General features: G+C 37.1%; 21 protein-coding genes. 3 read left to right on the forward strand and 18 right to left on the reverse strand.

Annotation, left to right across the window (positions count from 1 at the left end; translation table 11 throughout):
- Positions 1–143 precede the first annotated feature (143 nt).
- From RWN13_RS08790 to RWN13_RS08800, 3 genes are all read right to left on the reverse strand, one after another.
- The gene (locus RWN13_RS08790; protein ID WP_314062300.1) at positions 144–1619 is read right to left on the reverse strand and encodes a helix-turn-helix domain-containing protein; all 1476 of its coding nucleotides are present in this window, start codon (positions 1617–1619) and stop codon (positions 144–146) included.
- 735 nt (positions 1620–2354) lie between these two features.
- Positions 2355–3260, reverse strand: a complete 906-nt coding sequence (locus tag RWN13_RS08795; protein ID WP_314062302.1) for a LysR family transcriptional regulator — start codon at positions 3258–3260, stop codon at positions 2355–2357.
- Between the two features lie 239 nt (positions 3261–3499).
- A complete protein-coding gene (locus tag RWN13_RS08800; RefSeq protein ID WP_314062305.1) occupies positions 3500–4090 on the reverse strand; it encodes a recombinase family protein in 591 nt (196 codons plus the stop codon).
- A gap of 335 nt (positions 4091–4425) precedes the next feature.
- Between RWN13_RS08800 and RWN13_RS08805 the strand changes: the two genes are divergently transcribed.
- Positions 4426–5916 (forward strand): helix-turn-helix domain-containing protein, encoded by a 1491-nt coding sequence (locus tag RWN13_RS08805; RefSeq protein ID WP_314062308.1) that lies wholly within the window; start codon positions 4426–4428, stop codon positions 5914–5916.
- A gap of 27 nt (positions 5917–5943) precedes the next feature.
- Here RWN13_RS08805 and RWN13_RS08810 read toward each other — a convergent pair whose 3' ends face one another.
- The 7 genes from RWN13_RS08810 to RWN13_RS08840 all read right to left on the reverse strand — a co-directional run bounded on the left by RWN13_RS08810 (position 5944) and on the right by RWN13_RS08840 (position 13129).
- Entirely contained in the window at positions 5944–6531 is a 588-nt protein-coding gene (locus RWN13_RS08810) for a hypothetical protein (protein ID WP_314062310.1), read from the reverse strand.
- Positions 6506–7603 carry a DUF916 and DUF3324 domain-containing protein gene (locus RWN13_RS08815; RefSeq protein ID WP_314062313.1) on the reverse strand — a complete coding sequence of 366 codons (1098 nt, stop codon included), beginning with the start codon at positions 7601–7603 and terminating at the stop codon, positions 6506–6508. Before RWN13_RS08815 ends, RWN13_RS08810 begins: the two co-directional genes overlap by 26 nt.
- Before the next feature lie 67 nt (positions 7604–7670).
- Entirely contained in the window at positions 7671–8465 is a 795-nt protein-coding gene (locus RWN13_RS08820) for a WxL domain-containing protein (protein WP_314062316.1), read from the reverse strand.
- A gap of 5 nt (positions 8466–8470) precedes the next feature.
- Positions 8471–9310 (reverse strand): WxL domain-containing protein, encoded by an 840-nt coding sequence (locus tag RWN13_RS08825; RefSeq protein ID WP_314062318.1) that lies wholly within the window; start codon positions 9308–9310, stop codon positions 8471–8473.
- A gap of 29 nt (positions 9311–9339) precedes the next feature.
- A complete protein-coding gene (locus RWN13_RS08830; RefSeq protein WP_314062320.1) occupies positions 9340–9585 on the reverse strand; it encodes an LPXTG cell wall anchor domain-containing protein in 246 nt (81 codons plus the stop codon).
- A gap of 22 nt (positions 9586–9607) precedes the next feature.
- Entirely contained in the window at positions 9608–12547 is a 2940-nt protein-coding gene (locus RWN13_RS08835; protein ID WP_314062322.1) for a MucBP domain-containing protein, read from the reverse strand.
- An 18-nt stretch (positions 12548–12565) separates the two neighbouring features.
- Positions 12566–13129, reverse strand: a complete 564-nt coding sequence (locus RWN13_RS08840) for a recombinase family protein (RefSeq protein WP_314062324.1) — start codon at positions 13127–13129, stop codon at positions 12566–12568.
- Positions 13130–13476: 347 nt separating this feature from the next.
- On the opposite strand from RWN13_RS08840, the gene RWN13_RS08845 reads away from it, so the two are divergent.
- Positions 13477–14055 (forward strand): recombinase family protein, encoded by a 579-nt coding sequence (locus RWN13_RS08845; protein ID WP_314062327.1) that lies wholly within the window; start codon positions 13477–13479, stop codon positions 14053–14055.
- A gap of 103 nt (positions 14056–14158) precedes the next feature.
- On the opposite strand, the gene RWN13_RS08850 is transcribed toward RWN13_RS08845, so the two are convergent.
- Positions 14159–15049 carry a hypothetical protein gene (locus RWN13_RS08850; RefSeq protein ID WP_314062328.1) on the reverse strand — a complete coding sequence of 297 codons (891 nt, stop codon included), beginning with the start codon at positions 15047–15049 and terminating at the stop codon, positions 14159–14161.
- Positions 15050–15435: 386 nt separating this feature from the next.
- Between RWN13_RS08850 and RWN13_RS23635 the strand changes: the two genes are divergently transcribed.
- The gene (locus RWN13_RS23635; RefSeq protein ID WP_399553646.1) at positions 15436–15798 is read left to right on the forward strand and encodes a linear amide C-N hydrolase; all 363 of its coding nucleotides are present in this window, start codon (positions 15436–15438) and stop codon (positions 15796–15798) included.
- Positions 15799–16008: 210 nt separating this feature from the next.
- Here RWN13_RS23635 and RWN13_RS08855 read toward each other — a convergent pair whose 3' ends face one another.
- The 7 genes from RWN13_RS08855 to RWN13_RS08885 form a co-directional block, all read right to left on the reverse strand.
- The gene (locus RWN13_RS08855) at positions 16009–17388 is read right to left on the reverse strand and encodes a polysaccharide biosynthesis C-terminal domain-containing protein (protein WP_314062330.1); all 1380 of its coding nucleotides are present in this window, start codon (positions 17386–17388) and stop codon (positions 16009–16011) included.
- Positions 17385–18557: a hypothetical protein gene (locus RWN13_RS08860; RefSeq protein ID WP_314062332.1), complete on the reverse strand. Its 1173-nt coding sequence runs from the start codon at positions 18555–18557 to the stop codon at positions 17385–17387. The genes RWN13_RS08855 and RWN13_RS08860 overlap by 4 nt, the downstream gene beginning before the upstream one ends.
- Positions 18539–19657: a glycosyltransferase gene (locus RWN13_RS08865; RefSeq protein WP_314062335.1), complete on the reverse strand. Its 1119-nt coding sequence runs from the start codon at positions 19655–19657 to the stop codon at positions 18539–18541. The genes RWN13_RS08860 and RWN13_RS08865 overlap by 19 nt, the downstream gene beginning before the upstream one ends.
- A 9-nt stretch (positions 19658–19666) precedes the next feature.
- Entirely contained in the window at positions 19667–20155 is a 489-nt protein-coding gene (locus tag RWN13_RS08870) for a glycosyltransferase (RefSeq protein WP_314062336.1), read from the reverse strand.
- A 3-nt stretch (positions 20156–20158) separates the two neighbouring features.
- Positions 20159–20608 carry a PssD/Cps14F family polysaccharide biosynthesis glycosyltransferase gene (pssD, locus tag RWN13_RS08875; RefSeq protein WP_314062339.1) on the reverse strand — a complete coding sequence of 150 codons (450 nt, stop codon included), beginning with the start codon at positions 20606–20608 and terminating at the stop codon, positions 20159–20161.
- 50 nt (positions 20609–20658) lie between these two features.
- The gene (locus tag RWN13_RS08880; protein WP_314062342.1) at positions 20659–21258 is read right to left on the reverse strand and encodes a Wzz/FepE/Etk N-terminal domain-containing protein; all 600 of its coding nucleotides are present in this window, start codon (positions 21256–21258) and stop codon (positions 20659–20661) included.
- Positions 21259–22231: 973 nt separating this feature from the next.
- A complete protein-coding gene (locus tag RWN13_RS08885; protein WP_314062346.1) occupies positions 22232–23116 on the reverse strand; it encodes a hypothetical protein in 885 nt (294 codons plus the stop codon).
- Positions 23117–23314 lie beyond the last annotated feature (198 nt).

Here is a 23314-nt window from a genome sequence, read left to right on the forward strand (position 1 = left end):
ATTTTATCTCTAAAGAAGAAAACGATAGGAATATCTTCGTTTTTCAGCAGCTTCCTTAACACATCTGAAGGTTTTTTTGATGCCAGCCTATTCACTAGTTCACAAAGAACTCACCCATTACTACGATTGGTAAATGAAACCATCTAGCTCGTCAAAACAGACAACTCCTTTTTGATATTATCCATATCGCGGCCACAAATTGGATAGGAAATTAACAGACTATGGTCCGTCGTATCCATGGGAATATTGGTTAACGTTAAATCCGGCTTTTGCAAATTAGGACTGTCGATAAAGGCTAAATTAAATTGACCTTTGAATTGATCGTATACCCATTCTTTTAAGCGGTTTTCCTGCAACAATGGCAAGTCAGTCTGAATCTCTATTCGAATGGCAGTTTCAAGTCTGGCAGTTAGTTGAGTAATCGACACGACCATAAAATATTTTTGAATTAAAAAGCGTTCTTCTAAAAAAAGATCATTACCACTCATGTGCCATAACCGATTAATAAAAGCCCCTGCTTTTTCGTAATAGTTCATAAAATTCGCCTGAATCTTCTCAGTAAAACTATGACCACAATACTCAAAATCACCTTGTCTATACACTTTAGCAAAGAGATGAATCCGAAAAAGATACAGATAAATCTCGTCATAATCCCCAGGTGTAATTGGACATATTTGACTACTAAATTCACTAATAAATAAATTTGTCGCCCTTATGATATCCGAGTCATTCCTTTTATGACTGTCAATAATAATTCGTTTTAGATGGGGAACTTCATGTATATAAGAAAACATGGAAAGATTAAGAGCCATAAATCGAACTTCTGATTGAGAATAAATGTGAAAGTCCCCAAACATCGTTTCAACAATCTCATTCAGTTCAAAATGACTGCGAGGGATATAAGTTTCCCACGCCCCCTGATAACTAACCTCGTTGCCTCGTCTGTGCCTTAAAATATTAATGCCTAAAATATACGAGATTTCCCGCACTTTTATCATATTAGAATCTAGGTGGAGTGATGTAAACAACCGATTCACCGCCAACTCTAGTTTGAAAGGATCTAGCTGATGAAAATAAAAGGGCCATTCCCCTGAATTGTATAACATCCAGGTAACACTATAAATAACCCCTCTGACTTGCGATTCTTCTCCCTTAAGACAAAAACCACTAATCGACGCTTTTAAACCTACTGGTTCTAAAAAATTCCCAATTTTTTCAAATGATTGTTTGATCGCATAAGTACAGATGATTCTTTTCTGAGAATATTCTTGAATAGACTCATATCGTTCAAATAAGAGATCAATAAGTAACTGAAACGTATGATCTTGTTCGTAGATATACGTATTTAATTGCTTATGACTGGCATTTCTCGCAATTAGTAATTTAATGCCTTTATTTTTTCTCATTTCTAGAACAAACTGTTCTTGATTTTCCCCATTAAACTCGCAGATAGTGTCCTCAAGTGAAAGAACATAACGCTGAAGACTCCTTTCTACCAAGCCAACCTCTTGGCTTAATTCTTGAATCGAAAACCATCTTTCCTCTTTTGCAATAATTTCTATTATTTGAATCAGTATTTGATTTTTATTCGTTAATAGTTGCTGTAATTGATGATGCATCAAAATCTCCTCCAATTATTTATATCAGTGTCACTATAGCTCTAAGAAACCTGTCTCTATACTAAAAGAGCAGAAATTAGACAGCTTAACGCTAACACTGAATTTATTCGATTAACATTTAGATAAACACCTTTTCTCACTATTACAACCTATCACCTATAACGATTCGAAGTATATCACTTTGTGAAATGTTTCTCAACTAAAAAAGCACTGAATGATAAAAAACACCTAAAAAAATACCGTTTTAAAAAAAGTGAAACCTGCCACTATATAACTGCATCACATTAAGAATAATAGACTAAAGCGCTACATCACTACGATAAGCAAGAAAAAAAAATTATCAATATCAAATAACCTCCCTAACTAACACTACTACGAATAAAAAGTAAACAAACTCCTTTTTTCCTTATATAACTATTAGTAATACGGATTATAAAAAATAGATATTGGAAAAAAGACGGAATTAGGGTTATATTACAAAGTGTGATGGAGCATATGCAACTTGCTAGATTCATAATTAACCTTATAACCTATAACATATTTCTCACCTTTCCATTGCTCGTTTTTTAACAAAGACAAACAAAAAACTCTACCTCTAGCCGCTTTTTGGACAAAAACGGCTAGAAGTAGATAAAAAAACGCCACAGACTTACTCACCTTAAGCACTGAAGGAAATTAGCTTCACAAACATTTGACATAAATTGAACTCCAAAAGGAGGGGATTTAATCACCTGTTTAATATTTCTTAAACTCCGTCGAAAAATACTTGATAAAAAACGTTTCAACATAGTCGATGATGGCGTTGTGATAAGAATGATCAAGCCGACAGATTCTAACCGTCCATGTAAACTTTGGCTCTAAATAACGACAAACCAGCTCATCTCCAGCATAATAATCAATAATCGGAGCTGGTAGTAGCGTTACCATATCAAGATTCTCACAGATGCTCACAAGTAAATCCCAGGAGCCCGATTGGAAAAAAATATTAGGGGTCACATTATTAAGGGCGAATCCTTTGATAATTTGATGATGCAACATAAAGGTATCGTTAAGAATAACCAACCGCTCCTCGGCTAGATCCTCGTATGTTAAAAATGATTTTTTTTCAGCTAGACGATGATGTTTATTAATAACAATAGCTATCTCATCTTCTAAGACTTTTTTGTGTTGAATATTAGGAATCGAAATAGTATCAATTAAAAAAGCAATATCAATTTCCCGTAACAACAACATTTTTTGAAGTTCCGACGCACCAGCTTCCACAATTTCAAGCTCGATATCAGGATTTTCAATAATAAACTTAGGAATAGCTTGACGAAATAAGACGGTTAGAATCACCGGTGGGATTCCCACCTTCACTTTACCAGTAAGTTCACTCTTTTTTAGTCGTAAATCTCTCATTAACTTACGATAATTTTCAGTCACCTTAAGGGCATTTTGATAAAATTCTTTGCCTATAGTCGAAAGATCAACTAATCGTCCTTTCGAGTGTACAAAGAGTTTAACCCCCTCTTCCTCTTCAAAATCTTTAATGAATTTTGTCAGCCCTGGCTGAGAAACATGTAATATCTTAGATGCTTTGGATAAATTATAATTACTTTCAACAATCGTGATAAAGTATTCTAACTGCTTAATATTCATAATCGCCTCCTTATGTCTCGAAAATGGCTTGTATTTGGCCTCAATGCCATTGTAACTAAATAGCCGACAAATAGGAAGTTGAATGCACCTCGTTGCATAAGGTCTACCGGAAAAGCTATCTTTTTATTCAATAAGGTGTTTAGTTAGTCACCTATTACCATAGATTTCACGAATTAGCCGAAACTTTCTAAAACATTAATACTGAGTATTGAAAAATAAAAATCCAGCTCATTCACTACCTAACATCTCTTTTTGCTAATAGTTCGGCGACGTAAGGGTACCTTATGCTGCTTCAAGTGACTGTATAAGGTTGCTTTAGAAATACCACACGTCTCAATAATTTCAGAAATAGCCATATCAGATGTTTTATAAAGTTGAATCGCCTGATTCACTTCTGCCGTTAAAAGCGGACGCCCTAGTTGTATTCCCTTTGATTTAGCCGCTGCAATGCCTGAATTTATTCTTTCTCGAATTAACTCAGCCTCCATCTCGGCAAATGCACTCATAATAGTAAAGATTAGCTTCCCCATTGGAGTTGAGGTATCAATATGATTACTGATACTGACAAAGTGTATGCCTTTTTTATGAAACAGCTCAAGCATCTTCAACATGTGCTGCGTCCCTCTTGCTAGTCGATCTAATTTGTAAATTACCAGTGTATCTCCCATTTTCAGTTCTCTCAATAGCCTGTTCAATATCTGTCGCTCTTTAATACGACCACTCTGACATTCCGTATAAATCTTATCAACCCCGTATTTTTTCAACGCTTCAATTTGTGAATCGAATTTCTGATGGCTGGTGCTAACCCGCGCATATCCTATAATAGCCATAATTAACCTCCTAAAAATACCGCCGCTCACGGCTAATCATTTGTGCGATTTCTTTAACACATGGTTTTTTGATTACTTTGACAGTTTAACATGATAAATTAACTTATATTTCTTGAATTATGGCAAAAAAAGTGGTCAACCTCCATAATACGAAGGTCTAAATGAACGAATCAAAAAAGTATTAACATCAGAGCCTCATATAGTATAATCAGTTAATATATCTTACTAGATAGCTCCTGTTAACTAATCACACTAGACCAATGGAACTACCTGTTCGAATTATTTTACGAGGATGTATATTTAAAGATTCTTACCGTGATTAAGGAGAGGATAACATGTTTTTAGAACCCAAGCACCTTGCTAAGTTAGCTATTTTCAAATCCTTATTATTTTCTGAAGAGCCAGTTTTGATCAGCTCCATAGCCACAGACTTAGGGATCTCCCGAAAAACCTTGCTACGTTATTTAGATCAGTTAATAGCGGATATCCTCCACTATTTTCCCGATTTTGACTTAAGATTTAAAATCAATCACGGAAAAATAATCATTTTCACCATAGAAGAAGAAACTGCCCTTTATCTTCTAAGCTACATGCGCCTTTCCTATATAGAAGAAACAAAGGAATTTAAAATGATTCATCTACTCTTGGATCGAAAAATAAAAAATGTGACCACCTTAGGAAAGGAACTACACCAAAGCCCTTCCAGCGTATATCTCACCCTAAAGAAAGTCACTTATTTACTCGATCATTTTGATATCCAATTGGATTTTTCGACTCACAACCGTATTTCCAACTTTGTTTACGAAGAAAAAAAATTACGCCTATTTGCCTATTACTTCTATTGGTTAACCTACGGAGGTATTAAATGGCCAACAGATTGGAAAGAAAATCATTGGGCTCAACCCCTTTTAGGTAAAACTCAAAAACACTTAATTTCGCAACTAGTCCCATCCAAACAAAACCAACTCCATTATATCGGCATGATTTGGTATCGCCGGCTACTATTGCGAATACAACCCATTCAAATGGACGAGCCCTATAGGACTATTATCGCCACAATGACAAGTATTCACGATCTTACAGAAACATACTTGTCCCTACCTTTAGGTATTGACACAACCTATCAAGAAGATGAACACCTCTTCATAAATATTTTTTTACGTCATTTAGTTGGAGACATTGATACAGCAACACAACAAATAGAAATGATGGCGCAGTTAGTAACACTTGATAATCCAATTAGTAACTTTTGCCAATCCCTTTTAAGCAATCTGATAAAAGAGTTTTCCCTCATCAGTTCAGAAGAAACACACGCTTTTTTCTTTTATCATTTAATCTTGTTTTTTATCTATATTCAATACTATGACATCAATCTACCCAGTTCTTTTTTTTCCGAAATCGTCTTTGAAAAACAACCGCCCAGAGCAGAACTAAACACTCAAATTAGGTATTTTTTAACTGATTTTTTTATTAAAGATCCCTTAGGAGAGACCTTTAAATTAACTGATTTCTATTTAAATCTGTTAGTCTCCCAGATTTACACGTATATTGATATGTCTACCGCTCACCCCTTAAGAATTGCTACTCAATTTTCTAAAAATGCCCTGGGCGAAGAACTTATCAAGCAACGACTTAGAAAAGTCTACACATCTCAGGTAGTGGTCTTCACTAAAGATTATCAACAAGCTGATTTAGTTATTTCAGAAAGTTATGAAGGCTTAAAAAAAGAGAAAGACTATTTTTACATAGATTCTCTGACAGATAACGCCGCTTGGTCTCGGCTCTTTAATTATATTCAAGAACGAATTTTAGACCGTAATTTTTAAAACGCCTCATCACTCTGGTCCAATGGGTCAACTTTTCAAAAATAGCAAGCGTTCTTCACTAAAAAAAGGGTTATTAAGATACAACACTGGCTTTCCACATAAAGGAGCGCCAGTTAACTTAAAATGGAAAAAAGAATCAATGTTTTGTCTGCCAAACATCCCACTGATTCCTTTTTTTGTATAAGTCACGACTAATTTAGTTGGGGTATCAATCATTACCTTAAACAGCTCATTGTCCTGAAAGAGTGGCTCAATCGTATCTCGATTAACTTCCTGAGAAACTAATTCTACACTTCCTGAGATATCCGTTCCCTCATAAATTTGACTAAAACGAGTCTGCCATCGCCCCTGATAGCACATCGTGTAGCCAGCAATCCCTTGGTAATTAGGGATTGTCAATTGCCATCTGTCATTTTCACTTCGCAATCTCATCTGCCCCTCCTTATATTCCCAACTACCAGTCACCTTTTGGCTTAGGGGCCAAATACTATATAATCCCAAGTCTAAAATCAATAAAAGAACCAAAATAACTCCTACTAAGATACGCTTCATCCTTATCACCCCACTAGCATGTTCTGTTACATCCCCCTTAATGCCTTTTTCTTCGATGACCATGCCCGCCCTTTTTTCTTTTATCGATGACTCGTTTACTCTTTTTTTGTTGCCCCTGTTTTTTTCTTAAGACCACTAAACAAATAAGTAAACTTATCACGCTCAACACTAGCACTACTCCCGCCATAATAATATAAGGTAAATAATTCTTTTCAAGATCAATAGCACGCTTATTTAAATTTTTCGCCTCTTTGGCAGAAATGGAAAACTCCTGTTCAAGGTTCCACTCATCACCAGTCTCTTCTGACTTTGCCTTTAATTTATAGAGATAAGTCCCTGCTTCAAATTCTTGATTATCCCAGCTAACAGGAAAATCAAAACGCGTATTTGGCGCAACCCGATACCCCTCGACCTTATTCTCATGTAGCACAGTCTCTTGGCCTTTTTTCATTACTTGACCGTGGTAGCTAACCTTATCAATAATCGTTGGAGTAGGATTAGCCAAGGTTGCCTTTACTGAATTTCGCCCCACAACCTGACTAGCCTGAACACTTTTCAACACAAGATCAGATGATGGCAATTCATCCTGTTCCTGCAAACGAATGGCAATCGTATAAGCGAAAGTATTACTGACACTAAACCCTTCATTTGGTTGCTTTTTCTGTTGTTCCTCAGCTGGAGAACTTTTGACTCGAATCCCCCCTAAAATAATGCCTGCAAAGGGCTCTTTAGGCAGTCTCAATTTAATGGCAACCTTCCCTTCCCCTTTGGCTGGTACACTAATCGTATCAACAGTTGAAGCTATATCTGTAATCGAAACTTTCATCGACTCATCTCTGTCGGTGTTCTTTAATGTATAAATAAAGCCGCCACTTTCACTTGTGGCTGCCGGATTGATTTCAACCTTAGTAGTGATTCCTTGATCACTCTTATTATAGACCATTAAAATTAACTCTTGTTCGGTTCCTGGGACAACCTTCAAATCATAAAAGCCTGAGCTAGCAGATACTTGATTGGTCGGTAATTCTGGTTTTACGGTAAAAGCCACTTCTTCCGCATAAACCTGTCTGCCGAACACGAACAAAAAGGTCCCGCAGATGAACAGCAGCCACTTCTTTACTTGATATCTTTTCATAGTTTGTTTCTCCTTCAAGACAAAATAGAGAAAATTCCCGGATTAACTCCGAGAATTCTCAGGTAATTTATGGTTCAATGGTTAATGTCCATGTCAAACTTGTACTATATGCTTTGGCACGAGCAGTGTCAACACTTGGAACTGACAATTTCACATCAGTGTTTTTATCTGCTAAAGAGGGCGCACCGGCTGCTTTTGAACCGTAGTCCTCACTATCATAGCCCTTCTTAAAGACCACCGATGAAATGGTTCCGTGAGTCGACGTTGCATCAGCTTGCCCCCCTTTGGAAGTCAAAATCGATAAACTCCCCCCATCTTTGCCCTTTACTGGAATTGTTGCATAGCCAGCTGTCATGACCGGTCCTGTGACCAGTGCCGTTACGTCTTTTAAGTTATTTGTCAGTGTCGGATTGTGAAGATGAATTCGTGATAAAACCAATTCATGGCCTTGTTCTGTCGGTGCTTTAAAGAGACTGTCCTGCTCCACATTGATCCGCCAATTAGTTCCCACATCTCCAGAAAAATCACCAACCTCAACAAAATGAGGAATCGCATAGGAAACGGTATTCTCGCCCTCCTGATAGTTTTCAAAGATCGCGTCAAAGGTTCCCCCTGCCTTTAACGCATTTTGACCAAAATTAAAGTTTGGAACATGCAGTAACTGAACGCCCTCAGTTTGAGTCTGCTCTCCCCCAATTACAATACCATCATCAGTTCCAGGTTTTATGACATCACCGATCTCAGTTGGCACAGTAAAAGAAGCATGTCCTGTCGTTTTAACCCCAGCCTCAACGGTGGTTGCAGCAAGAGTTACAGCTAAGCAACTAGCAACTATTGCTTTCATCCAATTATTAGATATCATCCAGCTTAAGGTTCCACTGTTAGTGTCCAAGTTAGATTCGCAACATAAGCTTTTGCTTGAGATTGATCTGCAGCTGGAACATTCAATTTCACACCCTCGTATTTTTCAGCTGTTGGTGTTTTCACTACTGAATAATCAGCCGCCAGATAACTGTCTTTAAATACAGCAGAACTATAAGAATTTAGCGTAAATCCAGCTGTCTTATTAGACAGAACAGCAAGAGAATCTGCGTTACCAACTGGAATCTCTGAGTAAGTGCCAAAAACATCAGTACTCCCTAATGCTGCACCCGATAACTTCCCACTCAACTCTTGGTTAGTATGAGCGCTACTTGTTAACGTATTGCCATAAATTCTAATTCGTGAATTGGTTAAGGTCTTTGGTTTGTCCCCTGCAGTTTTAAAGGCCTCGTCTTGACTAACCGATAATTTCCAAGTGGTTAAGTCATTTCCGGAAACATCAGCGACTTGGACAGAATGAGGCATGTGGAAAGTATCCGCGCCCTGATTTTTCGTACGTTTCTCCAATTGAGCCTGATATTCAGCTGTTTTTAAATCCGTTTTATTATCTGCCCCAAAACTAAAATTGGGTAAATGAGTCACATAAACACCATTTGATTCCGGTAAGGGTTTTGGTTTAGATGGATCTTTTGGATCCGGATCCGGATCTATTTGTTCAGGATCTTTAGGACCTTCTTCTGGTTTCCCCGGAGTTGGACGAGAACCTGTTAAAAATTCAGCATCAGCTGTTGTACTACCTTTACTTTCTGCGGCCAGTGCTACGCCACTTAAACCACCTAACACTAATGCACTAATTGTTACACTCGTTAATAATTTTGTTTTCATTTTTCTTCCTGCTTTCTTGTACCATTATTTTATGATTTTCTTAACTGACAATAGCCACCTGTTACGCTTAGTATCAGCATAACCAAGCCAGCTAATTGAAAAGACTGCTGCTGTTCACTCGTTTGTGGTAAACGAATAGGTTGTTGTTCTTCCTCATGAGTTCCTTGACTAAAGCCAATAGTTCCCTGAGTTTTTCCTTCTGTCTGAGCTGCTGCGACCGGTGAACAAAGGAAACAGATCAGTATCAATAAACAAATTATCTTTTTTTTTTCCATGTCAGGCATCTCCTCCTTTGTTCTATGGCCCTTGAATGAGTTCCCACGTTATCTCAGCTTGATAGGTTCCCTTACTCACGCCACTCCCCTTTGGCACTTCTAAACGCAATTCATTATTAGACTCGTCCGATAACTTTATCTCGTATGTTTTTGCCGGGTTTGCAGTGTTACTACGATAGATTTCATTCCCTGTCGTTGAAATTTCTCTTTCCATTGTGCCATCATTATAAATTAACTTGGCCCTGTTCAATGTTCTGCCATCAGCTTGTTTAAACGGCACTGATAGCACGCCAACAATTTGAAACTGCCCTCGCTTAAACCCTTCTGCCGGTGTATTCTGCGCCCGAAAATCCTGAACAGTTAACTTAAATGGCACGTTTCCCTCATAAGGAAGACTCTGATCTAGAGGTCCAATCAGTCCTGGTTTAAAGAGCATTTCCTTTGTGACATCCACTAAACTGATCAGCCCTTTAAAAGTAAAGACGATAGTAGTCTCATTCACTTCAATTAGCTGCTCGTTTGCTGGTGAATGAGTTAGCTCATACCCCTGGTTTTTGAGAGCTGCCAACCTTAATTGCAAATCAGCCATATTACTTAATTCCACTTTGTCATTAATAACCACTGGAATGCTTAAAGGTGCCGCCAAGTCTTCACCATCTTCATCCCGAAAGCTTATTGTGAGACTAGCCCCAGCTTTTGGTTTTAAGACAATAGTTTCACCTAATGAACTCAGCCCTTCATTATCATGAGCATAAAAAGTTATTTTGTGGTTGCCGATGGGTATTTCTGAGCTTGGAATCTGATAGCTAAAAGGCTGCCAAGTTCCCGGTTGTAAATTAGGGAAAACTTTGGCCAGTTTCAATCCCTGGTCATCCACTTTGTATAGTATTAAGACAGAAGAACTATCGTCTTTCCAAATACCCACAACCGAATAATCCTTTCCATCTGAAACCCCCTCTTTCACGGCTAACTTGAGATTTGGCGCCAAATTTCCACCCTCAGCCTCTACTTTTTGATAGACATAAATAACGTCTTGATTGAGCTTGCCATAAGTACCTTTACCATTAAGAGGTTGCTCAGTTAATTGATAGCTATCTATCACTGCTTCTGAAGATTGATAGCTTGCTCCTAATACGCCCGACAAAGTCTCCTCGGGAGCTAACACCTCGCCATTCCCCCCAACATGCTTAACTGTAACGGTCTGAAGTTGAATACGACCAACAGTTTCATTGCTCAACAATTCAAGAGTTTCTCCCGTCTTTTTTATCCCAATAAAAACCGTTGCTTTATTTGGGAACCATAATTCTCTCCCCGTTTGATCCATAAAAGGTTGAATCTCTTTCCCACTAAGATGTGTTTGAATATCCATACGATAAGTAGTGTTATAAAATAGGCTATTAGCCAGATAAGTTGGATTGGCTAGGACAAATACATTTTGCCCAGATTGAGTAATATTAAACATATAGTCTACAAGAGTTCCTGATTGATTATACATATGAACACTGTCAATCGTTAAAACAGACGGTAATGCGTCTTTAATAGCAAAATTAGTTAAAGCAGTTTCAGTTGAGAAAGCTGGTACTTGCTGGCTGATGGAATAGAGGATCCTAGTATCATCTAAAATACCATCTGCATCGGCCTGCTTCAGTGGATTGGTGTATTCAGTTTCCCTTTCTGCCTCATAAACAAATATCACATCAGAGTTTACCCGGTCGATCATACCAATTCGATTAGTTGGTTCCTTTGTTAACTTATAACCAGTAATAGTTTTTGGCTGAGCTTGGTAAATAGTCCCAATGTCACCTGTTAGTATCTCCATCGGCGCTAATTCCACTCCATTACCATTCTTGTGAAAGACTCGAACGGATCCCTGATTTTCTAAAGGTTTATCCATCTGCTCATAAAGATAAGTCACACTCGGAGTCTGGATAGCGAAAAGTCCAATCGCATTACTAGGTGCCTTAAGTAATTTATACCCAGGAATCGTCTTAGGCTGTGATTGATAGATCGTGCCAATTAACCCATGGAGTTGGACCTTTTCGGCAATCTCGATTCCTGATTCATTTTTGTGAAAAACATCTACCGTTGCTAAGTTATTCGGAGGCTCTACCTCTTCAACATAATCAAACTCTTCAAACTCCTGATAGCCAAAAAACAATCCCGTTCGAAAACAACTATAAGTTATCAGCAGATGACTGGCATTTTCATAAGCAACAGAAACCCACGCTCGTCGGTCTGTCTCAGAGACATCCTTACTATTTTGAGCTCGAATAATCGTCTTCTCTGGAGTAGAGGAACTATCAGTATTAAGAATCGTATCACTTAGAGCATAAATACTATCTACTCGGCTCCCAACGGGTTCAATAACAATCATTTCACTATTGTCCACATCACCAATGGTTAAATTACCTGACATCATTACCGGTTGTTTGGTTTGAGAATCAAGAAATTCTAGTTTAAATAAAGGATCAGAAGACCCTGTATCAGACACCGTTAATAAGGCATACTTGGTTGTCGTGTCATTTTTATCCAATCCCACAAAAAATGTATCTAGAAAATTAACCTGAGGATGAATAGATACTGGCGTAAAACGAACATCAATGGAGCGTCCATTCATAATGCCCATATTGGTCGCTATGATATACGGTTTATTAGCGGCAATAATCTCTTTATTAATGGTTGCTCTTTTTCCATCGTTTGGAATTTCCTTTCCATTATGATACACGCTGACTTTTGTCTGCGCCGTCGCCCTAGGCTGAAAGCCAAATTTACTGGCAATTGGTGTATTGACCCCTGTGTATATGGGCTTATACAAATCAGAACTTTGCAGCGAATAAATAGCTCGAGTACTAGCACGTAACTCTTGCCCAAACGCTACCAATTCATCCCCATATATTTTGAAAGGTAATAAAAATAACAACAAGCTGCTCACAATGTAGAAGAAGACAATCTTTTTTTTCATGGATATTCTCCCCTGTCTTTACCCTCTTATGCGGCTGTCTACTTGTTTAGTAAGACGAGTATACTTGTGAACTGTCCCCAAAGATACTTGACACTTATCTGCAATACTTCTTAGGGATTGGCGTTCATGAACAAAAAGATGCTGAATCTCTTTCACAATTTCTGCATCTATCGTCGGCCGTCCAATCTCTTTCCCCATAGAACGAGCCTTATCCAAACTTTTACGGATGCAATAACTGGCATTCTTCTCATCAGTATTTAAAATGAGCTGACACACTTTAAAAAATTGATGGTCAACCTCCGTGTCAACGTCATCCTTAATACTTTGAAGATGCAAACCGTGTTGCTCAAGATACAATAAAAAGACTTTTAGTTTTTTTAATCCCGTTCCAAATACTTGCAAATTATACATAATAATCTTATCACCCGCTGACATGCGACTCATTAACCCCGTTAATTTTTTATAGGTTGTCGTTTCACCACTTTCAATGATGACTTCCTCACAATTGCATTTCAATACTTCCTGTAACTGGATGACTTCCTTAATCGGATATCCCTCACGCACATAACCATACCGCACCATATCCGTTTCCTCCTTTCGGCTTTATTTCGCTAGAACAGACCACTGATGAAGTCTAATAATCTAAAGTTTGTTAGAACAGTGAAATAATTTGATTTCTCATACAAACAAAAAAGAGAAACCCCAGTTAATCGGGATTTCTCCTTTGAGAAACAAGACTCATCTCACTTAAAAATGAAGTAAAAAAATCATTAGTATAATTGACTAACAAGGATTTGTCAATATCTTTTTAACCATTAATAATAAAACAAAAAAACCGCCTTAGACTGGCCATTATTCTGACCTATCTAAGGAGATTCACTAAAGAAAAGAGTGGTTAACTTTACACTTATTGAAAGGAAGTGAGGATTATGACAACGATTGGCTATATGCGCGTTAGCACCCTGCATCAAAAATTTGATTCGCAGAAAAAAGCACTGGATCGTTACGGCGTTGATCTTATTTTTCAAGAATACGAAAGCGGTCGAAAACAAGAAAGAACCCAATTAAATGAAGCATTAAAAAAATTAAAACCAGGGGATACCTTTGTCATCTATAAATTAGATCGGCTAGCCCGCAATACTAAACAACTCTTGCAACTAGCTGATTTCTTCGAGTCACAACAGATTAATTTTGTCAGTATCGAAAATAATATCGATACCTCAACTGCCATGGGCCGCTTTTTCTTTACAGTAATGGGAGCATTTGCCGAAATGGAGGCCGAACTTATTCGCGAACGTGTCATGGCTGGTTTAGAGGCCGCTCGAGATAACGGAAAAACCCTCGGCAGACCCAGTCGAACAAAAGCCGTCACCAAAGCGATGAAACTCTATCAGGAAACAGAGCTCCCAGTCTCCTTAATCGCCCGCAGATGTCGCCTATCAATCCCGACAGTCTATAATCACCTACAAAAACAAGGCATTCCAAAAAGGAGAGACGTCAAAAAATAATAAAAAAATACCGCCAAATCAAGTAAACATACACCTTAATTTGGCGGCATTAAATTTATTTTTACATTTTGTCTCAGCCATTAACAGGCAAGACTTTTTCTTGTTACCCTTTCAATTCTCCCGACTCCGAATCCTCTTCTTTCTGATCCATCAATAGAAGAAGTAGGGCCGCTTGTTGTTCAGCCACCTCAACTAAGCGCTCATTTAGCTCAATCTGACGACTTGCCTTTGTACGACTAAGACGAGTTTTGGCTTGCTGATACACCTTCAAATGAGTGATTCCTTCCATGACATGCCCAACTAAAATAACCATCACAGCTAGGACACCACAACCAATCAACCAATTTTTAAGGACAAGCAATGATTGCCAAGTACTGTCTATTAACTGCGGAATCCCCGCAATAGCCTTAGTTTTATTAATAAACCCCTTTATTTGTCCAATTAAATCCAATCCGCTTGGAATCAGGCTGTCTAGAGATAAATCAGTCTGTCGAACTAACTCTTGAAGATAATCTCGGATACCAGCCAATTCATTCACACTTAAACGAGACAAACGCTGATTAATCGTTTCATAAGTATGATAGGTGTTCAGGGACATTTTAGTTAAAATAATCACCATAGATATCACTAAAAATAAATAACCTAGACCAACAAGTTTATCACTGAGACGCCAGCCATCTCGTTTCCTTAAAGCCCAAAACAAATAACCGATAACAGCCAATCCTAATATAATAATCACTAGTTCAACAATTATCAGAATCACCATATCATTTCCCATCAACTTGAACTGCCTTGTTAAACTTGTCAACCAATCATCGGAGGAGAAAAAAACAATAATACTGCCCACATTTAATTTAAAATACCTCGCAACAATCTTTTCAAAAAAAGCCTGTTGATTTATCACCATTGTAAACACTATCAGCAAATAACCAAGACTACTCAGGTGAAGGGCTGTGCGCCACTTCCCCACTTTTTTCATTTCCCCAACATCCATTCGTTTACCTACTTTCCAAGTCCGACATTATTCATTGTTATATGGTTAGTTTAGCTTTAAATCCTTCATTTAGCAAAAATAAGAGCCTTATCACCTTAATTGTTAGACTAACACAGTTAATTTAGTGATATAGCTCTTACTAGCAAACAGATTATTAGGCAACGCAATGAGAATATTCGGAGGGACAGTTATGATATAAAAAAAACTTATGACTAAAAATCCTGCCATTCATTCTTCCTTTTTTCTCTCAAGTTGTTCCTCTTCAAATATTTTAACATTTTTATCAATGCTGGCTACATATTCAGATCGTTTCGAGCCTTCTTGGTCATATCATTCCGGCGGTACAAATCTAATTCCATGCTCAGGTATTATTCATAAAATTTGTCTTGCTCGGCTATTTCAGTTACGCCAATCAGTGTATCAATCACCTCTTTAATCATAACGGATTCACCTACAAAATAAAATTTATTGCCACATTTAGTCTGAGTCTTAACTGTACCATCCGCACTACTGACAGTCCGCTATCAGGTGACAATGCTTCAATCGACGAGGTAGTCGCACCCCTAAACCACGTGGGCTTATTAGACAATCCTGTGCCCTTATTTAACTTAACCGTTCCTTTACATTTTCTTCTAATAGATTGGACTGACACCACCCTTCACATTAAAACTGAAAATCAACAATTAACAGGAAAAGAACATTCAATTGGTGTGATGGTAAATAGTCCTAATTTAGAATGTCATTTATAACCTCTTAATTCATTCGTTGGAATTCGGCCACATAATTTACCGCCTCAACCATTAGGCCAGCTGACATTACAAGCTTTCGCTCAAAACTCAGGAAGCTTACCACTCCCTAGCCGTTAAGTGTCCACTAATTCCTTTATCCAGGTCACCTTCTAATTTATCAATCTACGAGAATAATCGAGTCTATATAATTTCCTTGGAAGAAGAGCAAACCTAGCTTTTCACCAAAAAAACTGCCAGGCTCCTCCGATTAACCACTAAAATCAAAAGAAAAAAGATCCCATTTAATAAAAAACCATTTGTCATATCCAGAGTCACAACTGTTACCTGAATCCCAATGATTGCTAAGGTCTTAAACAACGAAGAGTGATAGAGCAATCGGCACCACTTTTTAGTGTCCTTAACACGATAAAGCCACACCGTCAACATGGTGAAACAATGGGCGATGGCCGCTCCTATCATGCCGATAGACGGCACTAATATCAGTGACAGCAATACAGATGTTATTGCACCGATAAAAGTAGAGACAAACATCCCTACGTTTCTTTTTGAGGCACTGTAAATCGTGCCAATAAAGGAAGCAAAACAAGAAAAAACAACACCAACCAATAAGATTGGCACATACTGCCAAGCCTCATAGAAATTTTCTCCAATAAATACAGCCATTATTGGCTTAATCAACATGACAATGAGTGAAAGCAAACTTAGTAGACCAAAACTCACATATTGAAAGACGGATGAAAAATAATCGCTGATGTTCTTTTCTGAAAAGACCTCAATGGCTGAAATTTGCCAAGCCTGAAAGAAAAAAAGATAAAAAGTTTCAAGTATCATCGGTAATTTATAGGCAATAGCAAAAATACCACTAGCTGACTCCCCTACTAGGTAATAAACAAGCAATCGATTCGAGACATTGATTAGCCACATTAGAGTCGCATTTAAAATCAACGGAAATGAGTAGGTCAATAACATCTTTAACAATTCCACATTATAATTCTTCGAATTAAATAACCCTTTTATCGGGCAAAAAAAAAGGAAAAATAAAACCGATACTAAATAAGATCCTACCCAAGCGATCATGTAACCAATCAGTCCTAGATCCAACCTGACCATACAAATAATATTGCCCACAGCGAGAATAATCCCCATCAAAAACCCATTAAACGAATAGATTTTGACCAAGCCTATTCCTCTAATAAACTGGCCAAGAAAATTTTGAATCACTTGAACCACCACGATAATGCTCGTAAATAATACCAATTGATTAGAAGTCTGTTGATAGGTAAACCAGGAAATAACGATCACAATCTGACACATGAATACATTAACAATCAGACCTGTGGCAAATAATTTTTCCGTCTCTAAGCCTTTTTCTAAAGTGAACCGCAAAATGCCTTCATATAAACACAAACTAGTCACAGGGAGTAATAAATTAGCAAACATTGTGACCAAATCCACATTGCCATATTCGACTGTCGTTAAATAACCTGTATATAACGGCAGCAACAAAAAGCCAATCAGTTTACTGCCGATATTTCCCATTCCAAAAATAATGGTATTTGTGACTAATTTTTTGACCGGTTGATTCATCATATCCTACTGCCCCCTTCTATCAAAGGCCTCCCTCGGATTGAGTCCCCTTGATTTGGAAAGAGGAGTCCCGTCACCAAAATTAGCGAATAATTAATAAAAATATTTGGTACTAGAACCTCTGTTGTGCCATAAACTAACATAATGATAATCAACAACACTTCCTTATACTGGTGATTTTGACACATCCTTCTCAAAAGAATAAAATAAAGACTCATAATCAGCACCGTAAAAATTAAGCCATAATTAATTAGCATCAACACATAACTATTGTCGATCATTTTAAAGTCTGTTTGTAAACTTGAGGACATTTTCCAGTTTGACAATTCCACAGGCTGCCCCCATAATTTAATCGAGTATTTAGTTAAATAATAATGAGATAAACTAATCCGTTGCTGCATGGCCTTGTCCAATAGATTTAACCAATTATCCGCGTCATATTGATACATAAACGAGAAAAAGAGGTTACTACTTATATAAACCATCATCAAATAAGGAACAAGGGGATTAAACATATATCTTTCCATCCATTTCCTAACTTCCGGTATCAAACAGAAGATAAAAAGCAATAATAACAAGGTTCCCGTTCGTGATTTAGTAATATTATAAACCAGTCCAATCATACCAAGACTAATCCAAAACCCCCGCCTAGTTAATTTATGAACAAAAAAATAACTGGTAACAGCAACAAAACAATAAACAAACAGCGTATTGGCATGGAAAAAACCTAAAGCATACCTATATTCCTGATAACCAATCCCAAACAGAGACCGATTAACCACACTTACCACATTCTCTCTAATTCCCATCATCATTAAGTAGAAACTTAATATCATGACAATCAGGCTACTGATACAAATCGTATGACATAATTTTTCCATTGAAGTGTCCTTTAAACAAAAAACAATTAGGACGAAAAGCACAGGTTGTTGTTTACCAGAAAATAAGTAAACAATGCAGCAAAGAACCATCAAGAAAAATGCTAACAGCCATTGTTTGACCGAATAATAGGTATGGTAAATTTTCAGAAAAAAAACAGCCCCGCTAGCAATTAAAAGGACTAGTTCCAGTTCCACAAAGCCGGCACCACTCCACTCCATGCCCCTCAAAATAAATAACACAGCAAAGAAGAGGTAAGCAAATACTGAATGATCTATTTGTTCCTCTGCCATCTTTTATCCCCCTGAGTGTGGTCCCATACAATCTCACCATATAGTTTTGCCAGCCCTTTAACATTGCGATCAGCATCAAAAGGACTGTTCTTTACTTTTATCTGACCCTTTTTCCGTGACTCTAGCTTGCAAGTCTCTTGATGAATTAGCCTTGCCCATTCTTTCAAACTATCCTCAATCGGTAAAAAAAAGACATCCTGACTTATTTTGACAATTGAAGGAATACGGTTTGAAGCATAACAAGGCAGACCTGCGCATTGAGCCTCCAATAATGCTGTTCCAAAAGATTCAAATAACGACGGCATAACAAAAATATCCGCGACGTCGTAATAATCGGCTGGATTAGTTAGTTGCCCTAGATAGGTCACATGGTGATTGACACCTAAGCGCTCACCGTATTCAACTACCGATTCAGCCAGCTCCCCATCACCAATTAAAATCAACCGGACATTTGAGCTGGTTTTAAGCAACGCTCCTAATAAATCCAGTAAAAAAAAATGATTTTTTGCCGGCGTAAAATTTCCCACATGGAGTAATACTTTTTGATCCTCTAGCTGCATTTTACTTCGCAGTTCCTGCCGTTTAATCGGCTTAAATCTAAAATCAGCACCCTCAATAAAATTGGAGATAACCCTATAAGCATCCCCCTGACAAATAAATTTCCCCGCCTCATGACTGCAGGCAAAAATCTGATCACACGAGGCCCCTAAAAGTTTTTTTGCCACCTTGTGAAACAAAGGATGGTCTGAATGAACGGCATGCCCATGGGCAATTATTTTAATCCGTTTACCTGACAATTTTGCTGAAAGAGTTTCTACCAACATGGTGGCACTATTTCCATGAATATGAATAAGCTCATAATTTCCCTGGCGAATGATTCCGATCAACTCTCTACAATAAGAAAAAAGATTCTTTTTCCTCCTTGAAAGAATGAAAAAGTGACTTCCTTCTAACTGACTTTTTGAGGAGTCAGCGATTGTCTCATTAACAACAAAATCAATGATAAAATTGGTCTGATTCAAGCGACGACAGTAAGCTAGTATATGTTTGGAAATACCATTATTATCGAATGCCACGGTGTTAACCACCAAAACCCTCATATGTGCCACCTATATTCCCTCAATTAAGTAACTTAATTGATTATTAAAATTCATTGTATTTGACTGATATCTTTGCTGATTACAACAATCTTCCTCAAAGTTAACGATGGAATTAGCCAGGTCGTCAATTTGCTCAACCAATAAAAAGCTATGATAAGTTTCATTAAATTTTTGACAAAATCTTAACTGATGATCATTAACATGTTCATTGTATTGGAACTGTCGTGGCACCACAATCGGAATTTTATTTTCATTTAAAATCTCCATAATCGTCGAAGGCCCACCATGACAAATTACAATTCGAGCTTTGCGAATAAAGCTTTTCATCTCTTGGGTGGTTAACATCTTAAAACAAGTACAATCATCGAGTTTCAATTGGCAAAAACCTGACTGAATAATAACTTCTTCACTCACTTGTTTGTTTTTTTTCAGCCGATCGATTTCTAAAATCAAGCGATCAAAAGACTGCTCGTGGGTTCCCACTGTTATAAAAATCATCTTTCAAAAAACACCTCCCAAATAAACCGCCTTCGGGTAAACTTGAAGCATTTCCTCCCACTGCACAATAAATAAATCAGTAATCGGGTACACGATTTTCCCAGTCAACGTTCCCGAGTCTAGCCGGTCAAACACTTCGAGAAAAATTAACTTAATGCCAAATAATTTACCAATATAGAAAAAAGGAATGCAAGAACCTGCTCCAGAGGAAATAATCACGTCTGGTTTTTCCTTAACCAATACCTTAATGGACAAAAAGGTATTGCGGATTAAATTAATCAGGTTACGATTCGTTGGAAAATAACAATGATAGACTTGCTCTTCTTTCAAAGCTGCCCGAGAATCTTCTTTGTCAAAGGTCACCCAAATTCGATGATGCTTTTCCCATAACTGTTCAAGTAATAATAAATGCTTTAAATGCCCACCACTGGAACCTACTAACGCAATTTTCATTGGATTCTCCTTTAAACTAATTTTTTTGAATCAAACCGATTACTTTTAAGTTAGGCCGGATGCCGTTTCAGAAAGATTGAGACAAACATCACAATAAAGCCTAGAACTGTCCCAACGACAATAATCACAGGTTTATTTGGTGGATATTGCCTGATTTCCACATCTGCATTCCCCAATTGTTTAACTCTAATTTGAGCAAAATTCTCGTCAACCGACGATTTAAGAGATGCGTACAACAGATTAATGATTTCTTTTGTTCGTGCTTTTTTAGAATTAGAAACGGTCACACGGACTAATTGAGAATTATCTTCATTGGTAATTGCAAAACTCTCTCTTAATTCAATCAAGGAGATCTTATCCATATTTTGGTTTGACAGTTCCTCAAGAACCGTCAATAAAATCGTATCTGAGAGAATCATATCCTTTAAAGTCGTGACTAATCGAATACTATTATCTGTATTGGATAAATTGTCATCTTTATTGACCTTTGACTGAACAATTAATTCAATGGTGGCAGAATATTTATCCGGAATATAATAAAATGAGATTGCCCCACTAATAACGGCACCTAAAATCATGCCAATGATGATCCTTTTAAAATGCAGTTGAATCAACATAAGAAGATCTTTAAAACTATATTCTGTTTTCACTTATTCTCTCCCATTCATTTAAGCTAAGCATAAGGCAGATAATACCAAAATCTTACCTAACACTAGCTAAGGATACTTAATACCATCAGATTGTCACACGTCTCTAAGACATCATCTTAAACAGTCAATTAATGAATCAAACAGCGAGCTTCGCATGACCAGCTTAACTAATTTTAGCTAGTGATATATTTATACAAATACTGTGTTACCTTATTCATGGTCATGAAACAAAATTCACAATCGTTAGTAAACTACCCCTTAATTAAACAGTCTGCTTCACAAGCTTAGCGGATTAACTAACTGAAACATAGGCAACTTGCTTAAGTAGTTGCTGAAAGTTCAAATTCGGTCAACTTCCGACCAAATCCATCCAAAACCAAGGCCATTTAACTAACTTGACAGTCGAATCCTCAATAATAAATGAAATTAATTAACCACTTAAAAACAAGCTGGGACATAAAGTCATTTTTTTTCCTCGTTGGACAACTCGTCACAGATAAACACATGCACCCAGCACTGCACAAGTTTCGATACCTTAACTCTTGCATGTTTACTTCCTTAGAAGTTTAGGATAACGAAACGAAGTAAAGTGAGCCTCATCTCTAAAGTTTAAAGACCTAAGAATGACGGCAATAATTAGAGACAAGGGACAGCGAAGCGCTGTTGTTCTTATTGCTTTACTACGTTGTCCCCTATTTCTAAGCCAATAAATTGGCAAGAATAACAGCAGCAATTAGAGACAAGGGGCAGCGAAGCGAGCAGACTTTTGGAACGCGTCTATCGCACAATGTTCGTAAAAGTATCGGAGGCTGGAGCCATTGTTCCAGCCTCCTTACTTCGGTTGAAAAAATGGTTTAAAGATCAGTTGACTAAAAAAAACAACCCCTTTTCCAATTGGATTAAGGTTGTTTCTACTGTGACTCTAATAAACAGGCAAACCAACTCATCCCTTAGGCGTAACCTAAGCTCAGGTCTACCCAATACCACAAGTCTTTGAAATCCATTGAACTAATAAACCACTTGCTGTATTTTTGAAAAAATCAGACGTAAATACTGAAGAATACGTTTGAATAAAGCCTTTAAATTTCGATTCATTTTTCTCTTTTATGATAACTAAAGCTTCCTCAGAGGCTTCTTTTAAGGTAGACTCAATTTTTAATTGCCCTAAGACCTTCTTGAATTCCGATTCTAACATCGTCCAATCAAAATCGGCACCAACTGAATTTAGTTCGTTATTCGAACCAAAGTTTGAGCCTTGGATTTGACTATCGTGTATGTCCATGGAAAAAGAAGACTGATCAATCTCATTATTTGAGTGAACTTGTACATCTTTTTGAATCCCTGTGTTCAAATTATTATTGTCGCCAGTAATTACCTGGTTATTACCACTCATAATGATACGATCCCCAACATTAACGGCAAAGTCAACATCTCCTTTAAGTATGGATGTTTCAACCACATCTCTGACATCTGTCAAAAATATCTCATCACTAAATGGCACGATATAACTATTCCCAGAATTCATAAAAAATTTCAATAAAAACTTAGAGGCCAAGTATTTTTTATAAACCACGTAGCCAATAAAAAAAGTGATGACAATCCCAATAAAACCGACAACTTTAATAAAAGGAAATTCAACTGAAAAAAATGCGATAACACTGATAATGCCCAATATTATGTGACTCATTGAAAATTTAAGTTTATTTTTACCAGCAAATATCTGAGAAATATTGCTAATTTGAACCGTGACATTTTGAAATTTCAATAAATTATCTTTAATAATAAAATTTTCTGTCACCAACTCGACCTGACTTCTTTTATTAAACCCTTCTATGACCCTTTTTAGTTCTTCTTCCATCTAAATAGTCTCCTTTTTATTTTCTAACACAATAATTATATCAAACAAATAGCAAATGCTTTTTTATTTGAATATATTACTCCTTAAGTTCTTTGAAATAAAAATGTGCTTAGAAAAAACTCATCTGGTATTTGATGGTTCACCATTATTCTTATTCATATTTTTCAGGCTAAAAAAACAGAGTAATTCTAAGAGATT

The organism is uncultured Vagococcus sp., assembly GCF_963518325.1.
Lineage (GTDB): Bacteria > Bacillota > Bacilli > Lactobacillales > Vagococcaceae > Vagococcus_D.

Coding starts and splice junctions, on each gene's coding strand:
- RWN13_RS08815 (WP_314062313.1), bottom strand. CDS start 7,603: ATGAAAAGATATCAAGTAAAGAAGTGGCTGCTGTTCATCTGCGGGACC.
- RWN13_RS08840 (WP_314062324.1), bottom strand. CDS start 13,129: ATGGTGCGGTATGGTTATGTGCGTGAGGGATATCCGATTAAGGAAGTC.
- RWN13_RS08835 (WP_314062322.1), bottom strand. CDS start 12,547: ATGAAAAAAAAGATTGTCTTCTTCTACATTGTGAGCAGCTTGTTGTTA.
- pssD (WP_314062339.1), bottom strand. CDS start 20,608: ATGAAAATTGCGTTAGTAGGTTCCAGTGGTGGGCATTTAAAGCATTTA.
- RWN13_RS08855 (WP_314062330.1), bottom strand. CDS start 17,388: ATGATGAATCAACCGGTCAAAAAATTAGTCACAAATACCATTATTTTT.
- RWN13_RS08805 (WP_314062308.1), top strand. CDS start 4,426: ATGTTTTTAGAACCCAAGCACCTTGCTAAGTTAGCTATTTTCAAATCC.
- RWN13_RS08825 (WP_314062318.1), bottom strand. CDS start 9,310: ATGAAAACAAAATTATTAACGAGTGTAACAATTAGTGCATTAGTGTTA.
- RWN13_RS08860 (WP_314062332.1), bottom strand. CDS start 18,557: ATGGCAGAGGAACAAATAGATCATTCAGTATTTGCTTACCTCTTCTTT.
- RWN13_RS08845 (WP_314062327.1), top strand. CDS start 13,477: ATGACAACGATTGGCTATATGCGCGTTAGCACCCTGCATCAAAAATTT.
- RWN13_RS08800 (WP_314062305.1), bottom strand. CDS start 4,090: ATGGCTATTATAGGATATGCGCGGGTTAGCACCAGCCATCAGAAATTC.
- RWN13_RS08865 (WP_314062335.1), bottom strand. CDS start 19,657: ATGAGGGTTTTGGTGGTTAACACCGTGGCATTCGATAATAATGGTATT.
- RWN13_RS08795 (WP_314062302.1), bottom strand. CDS start 3,260: ATGAATATTAAGCAGTTAGAATACTTTATCACGATTGTTGAAAGTAAT.
- RWN13_RS08850 (WP_314062328.1), bottom strand. CDS start 15,049: ATGGATGTTGGGGAAATGAAAAAAGTGGGGAAGTGGCGCACAGCCCTT.
- RWN13_RS08820 (WP_314062316.1), bottom strand. CDS start 8,465: ATGATATCTAATAATTGGATGAAAGCAATAGTTGCTAGTTGCTTAGCT.
- RWN13_RS08870 (WP_314062336.1), bottom strand. CDS start 20,155: ATGATTTTTATAACAGTGGGAACCCACGAGCAGTCTTTTGATCGCTTG.
- RWN13_RS08810 (WP_314062310.1), bottom strand. CDS start 6,531: ATGGTCATCGAAGAAAAAGGCATTAAGGGGGATGTAACAGAACATGCT.
- RWN13_RS08830 (WP_314062320.1), bottom strand. CDS start 9,585: ATGGAAAAAAAAAAGATAATTTGTTTATTGATACTGATCTGTTTCCTT.
- RWN13_RS08885 (WP_314062346.1), bottom strand. CDS start 23,116: ATGGAAGAAGAACTAAAAAGGGTCATAGAAGGGTTTAATAAAAGAAGT.
- RWN13_RS08790 (WP_314062300.1), bottom strand. CDS start 1,619: ATGCATCATCAATTACAGCAACTATTAACGAATAAAAATCAAATACTG.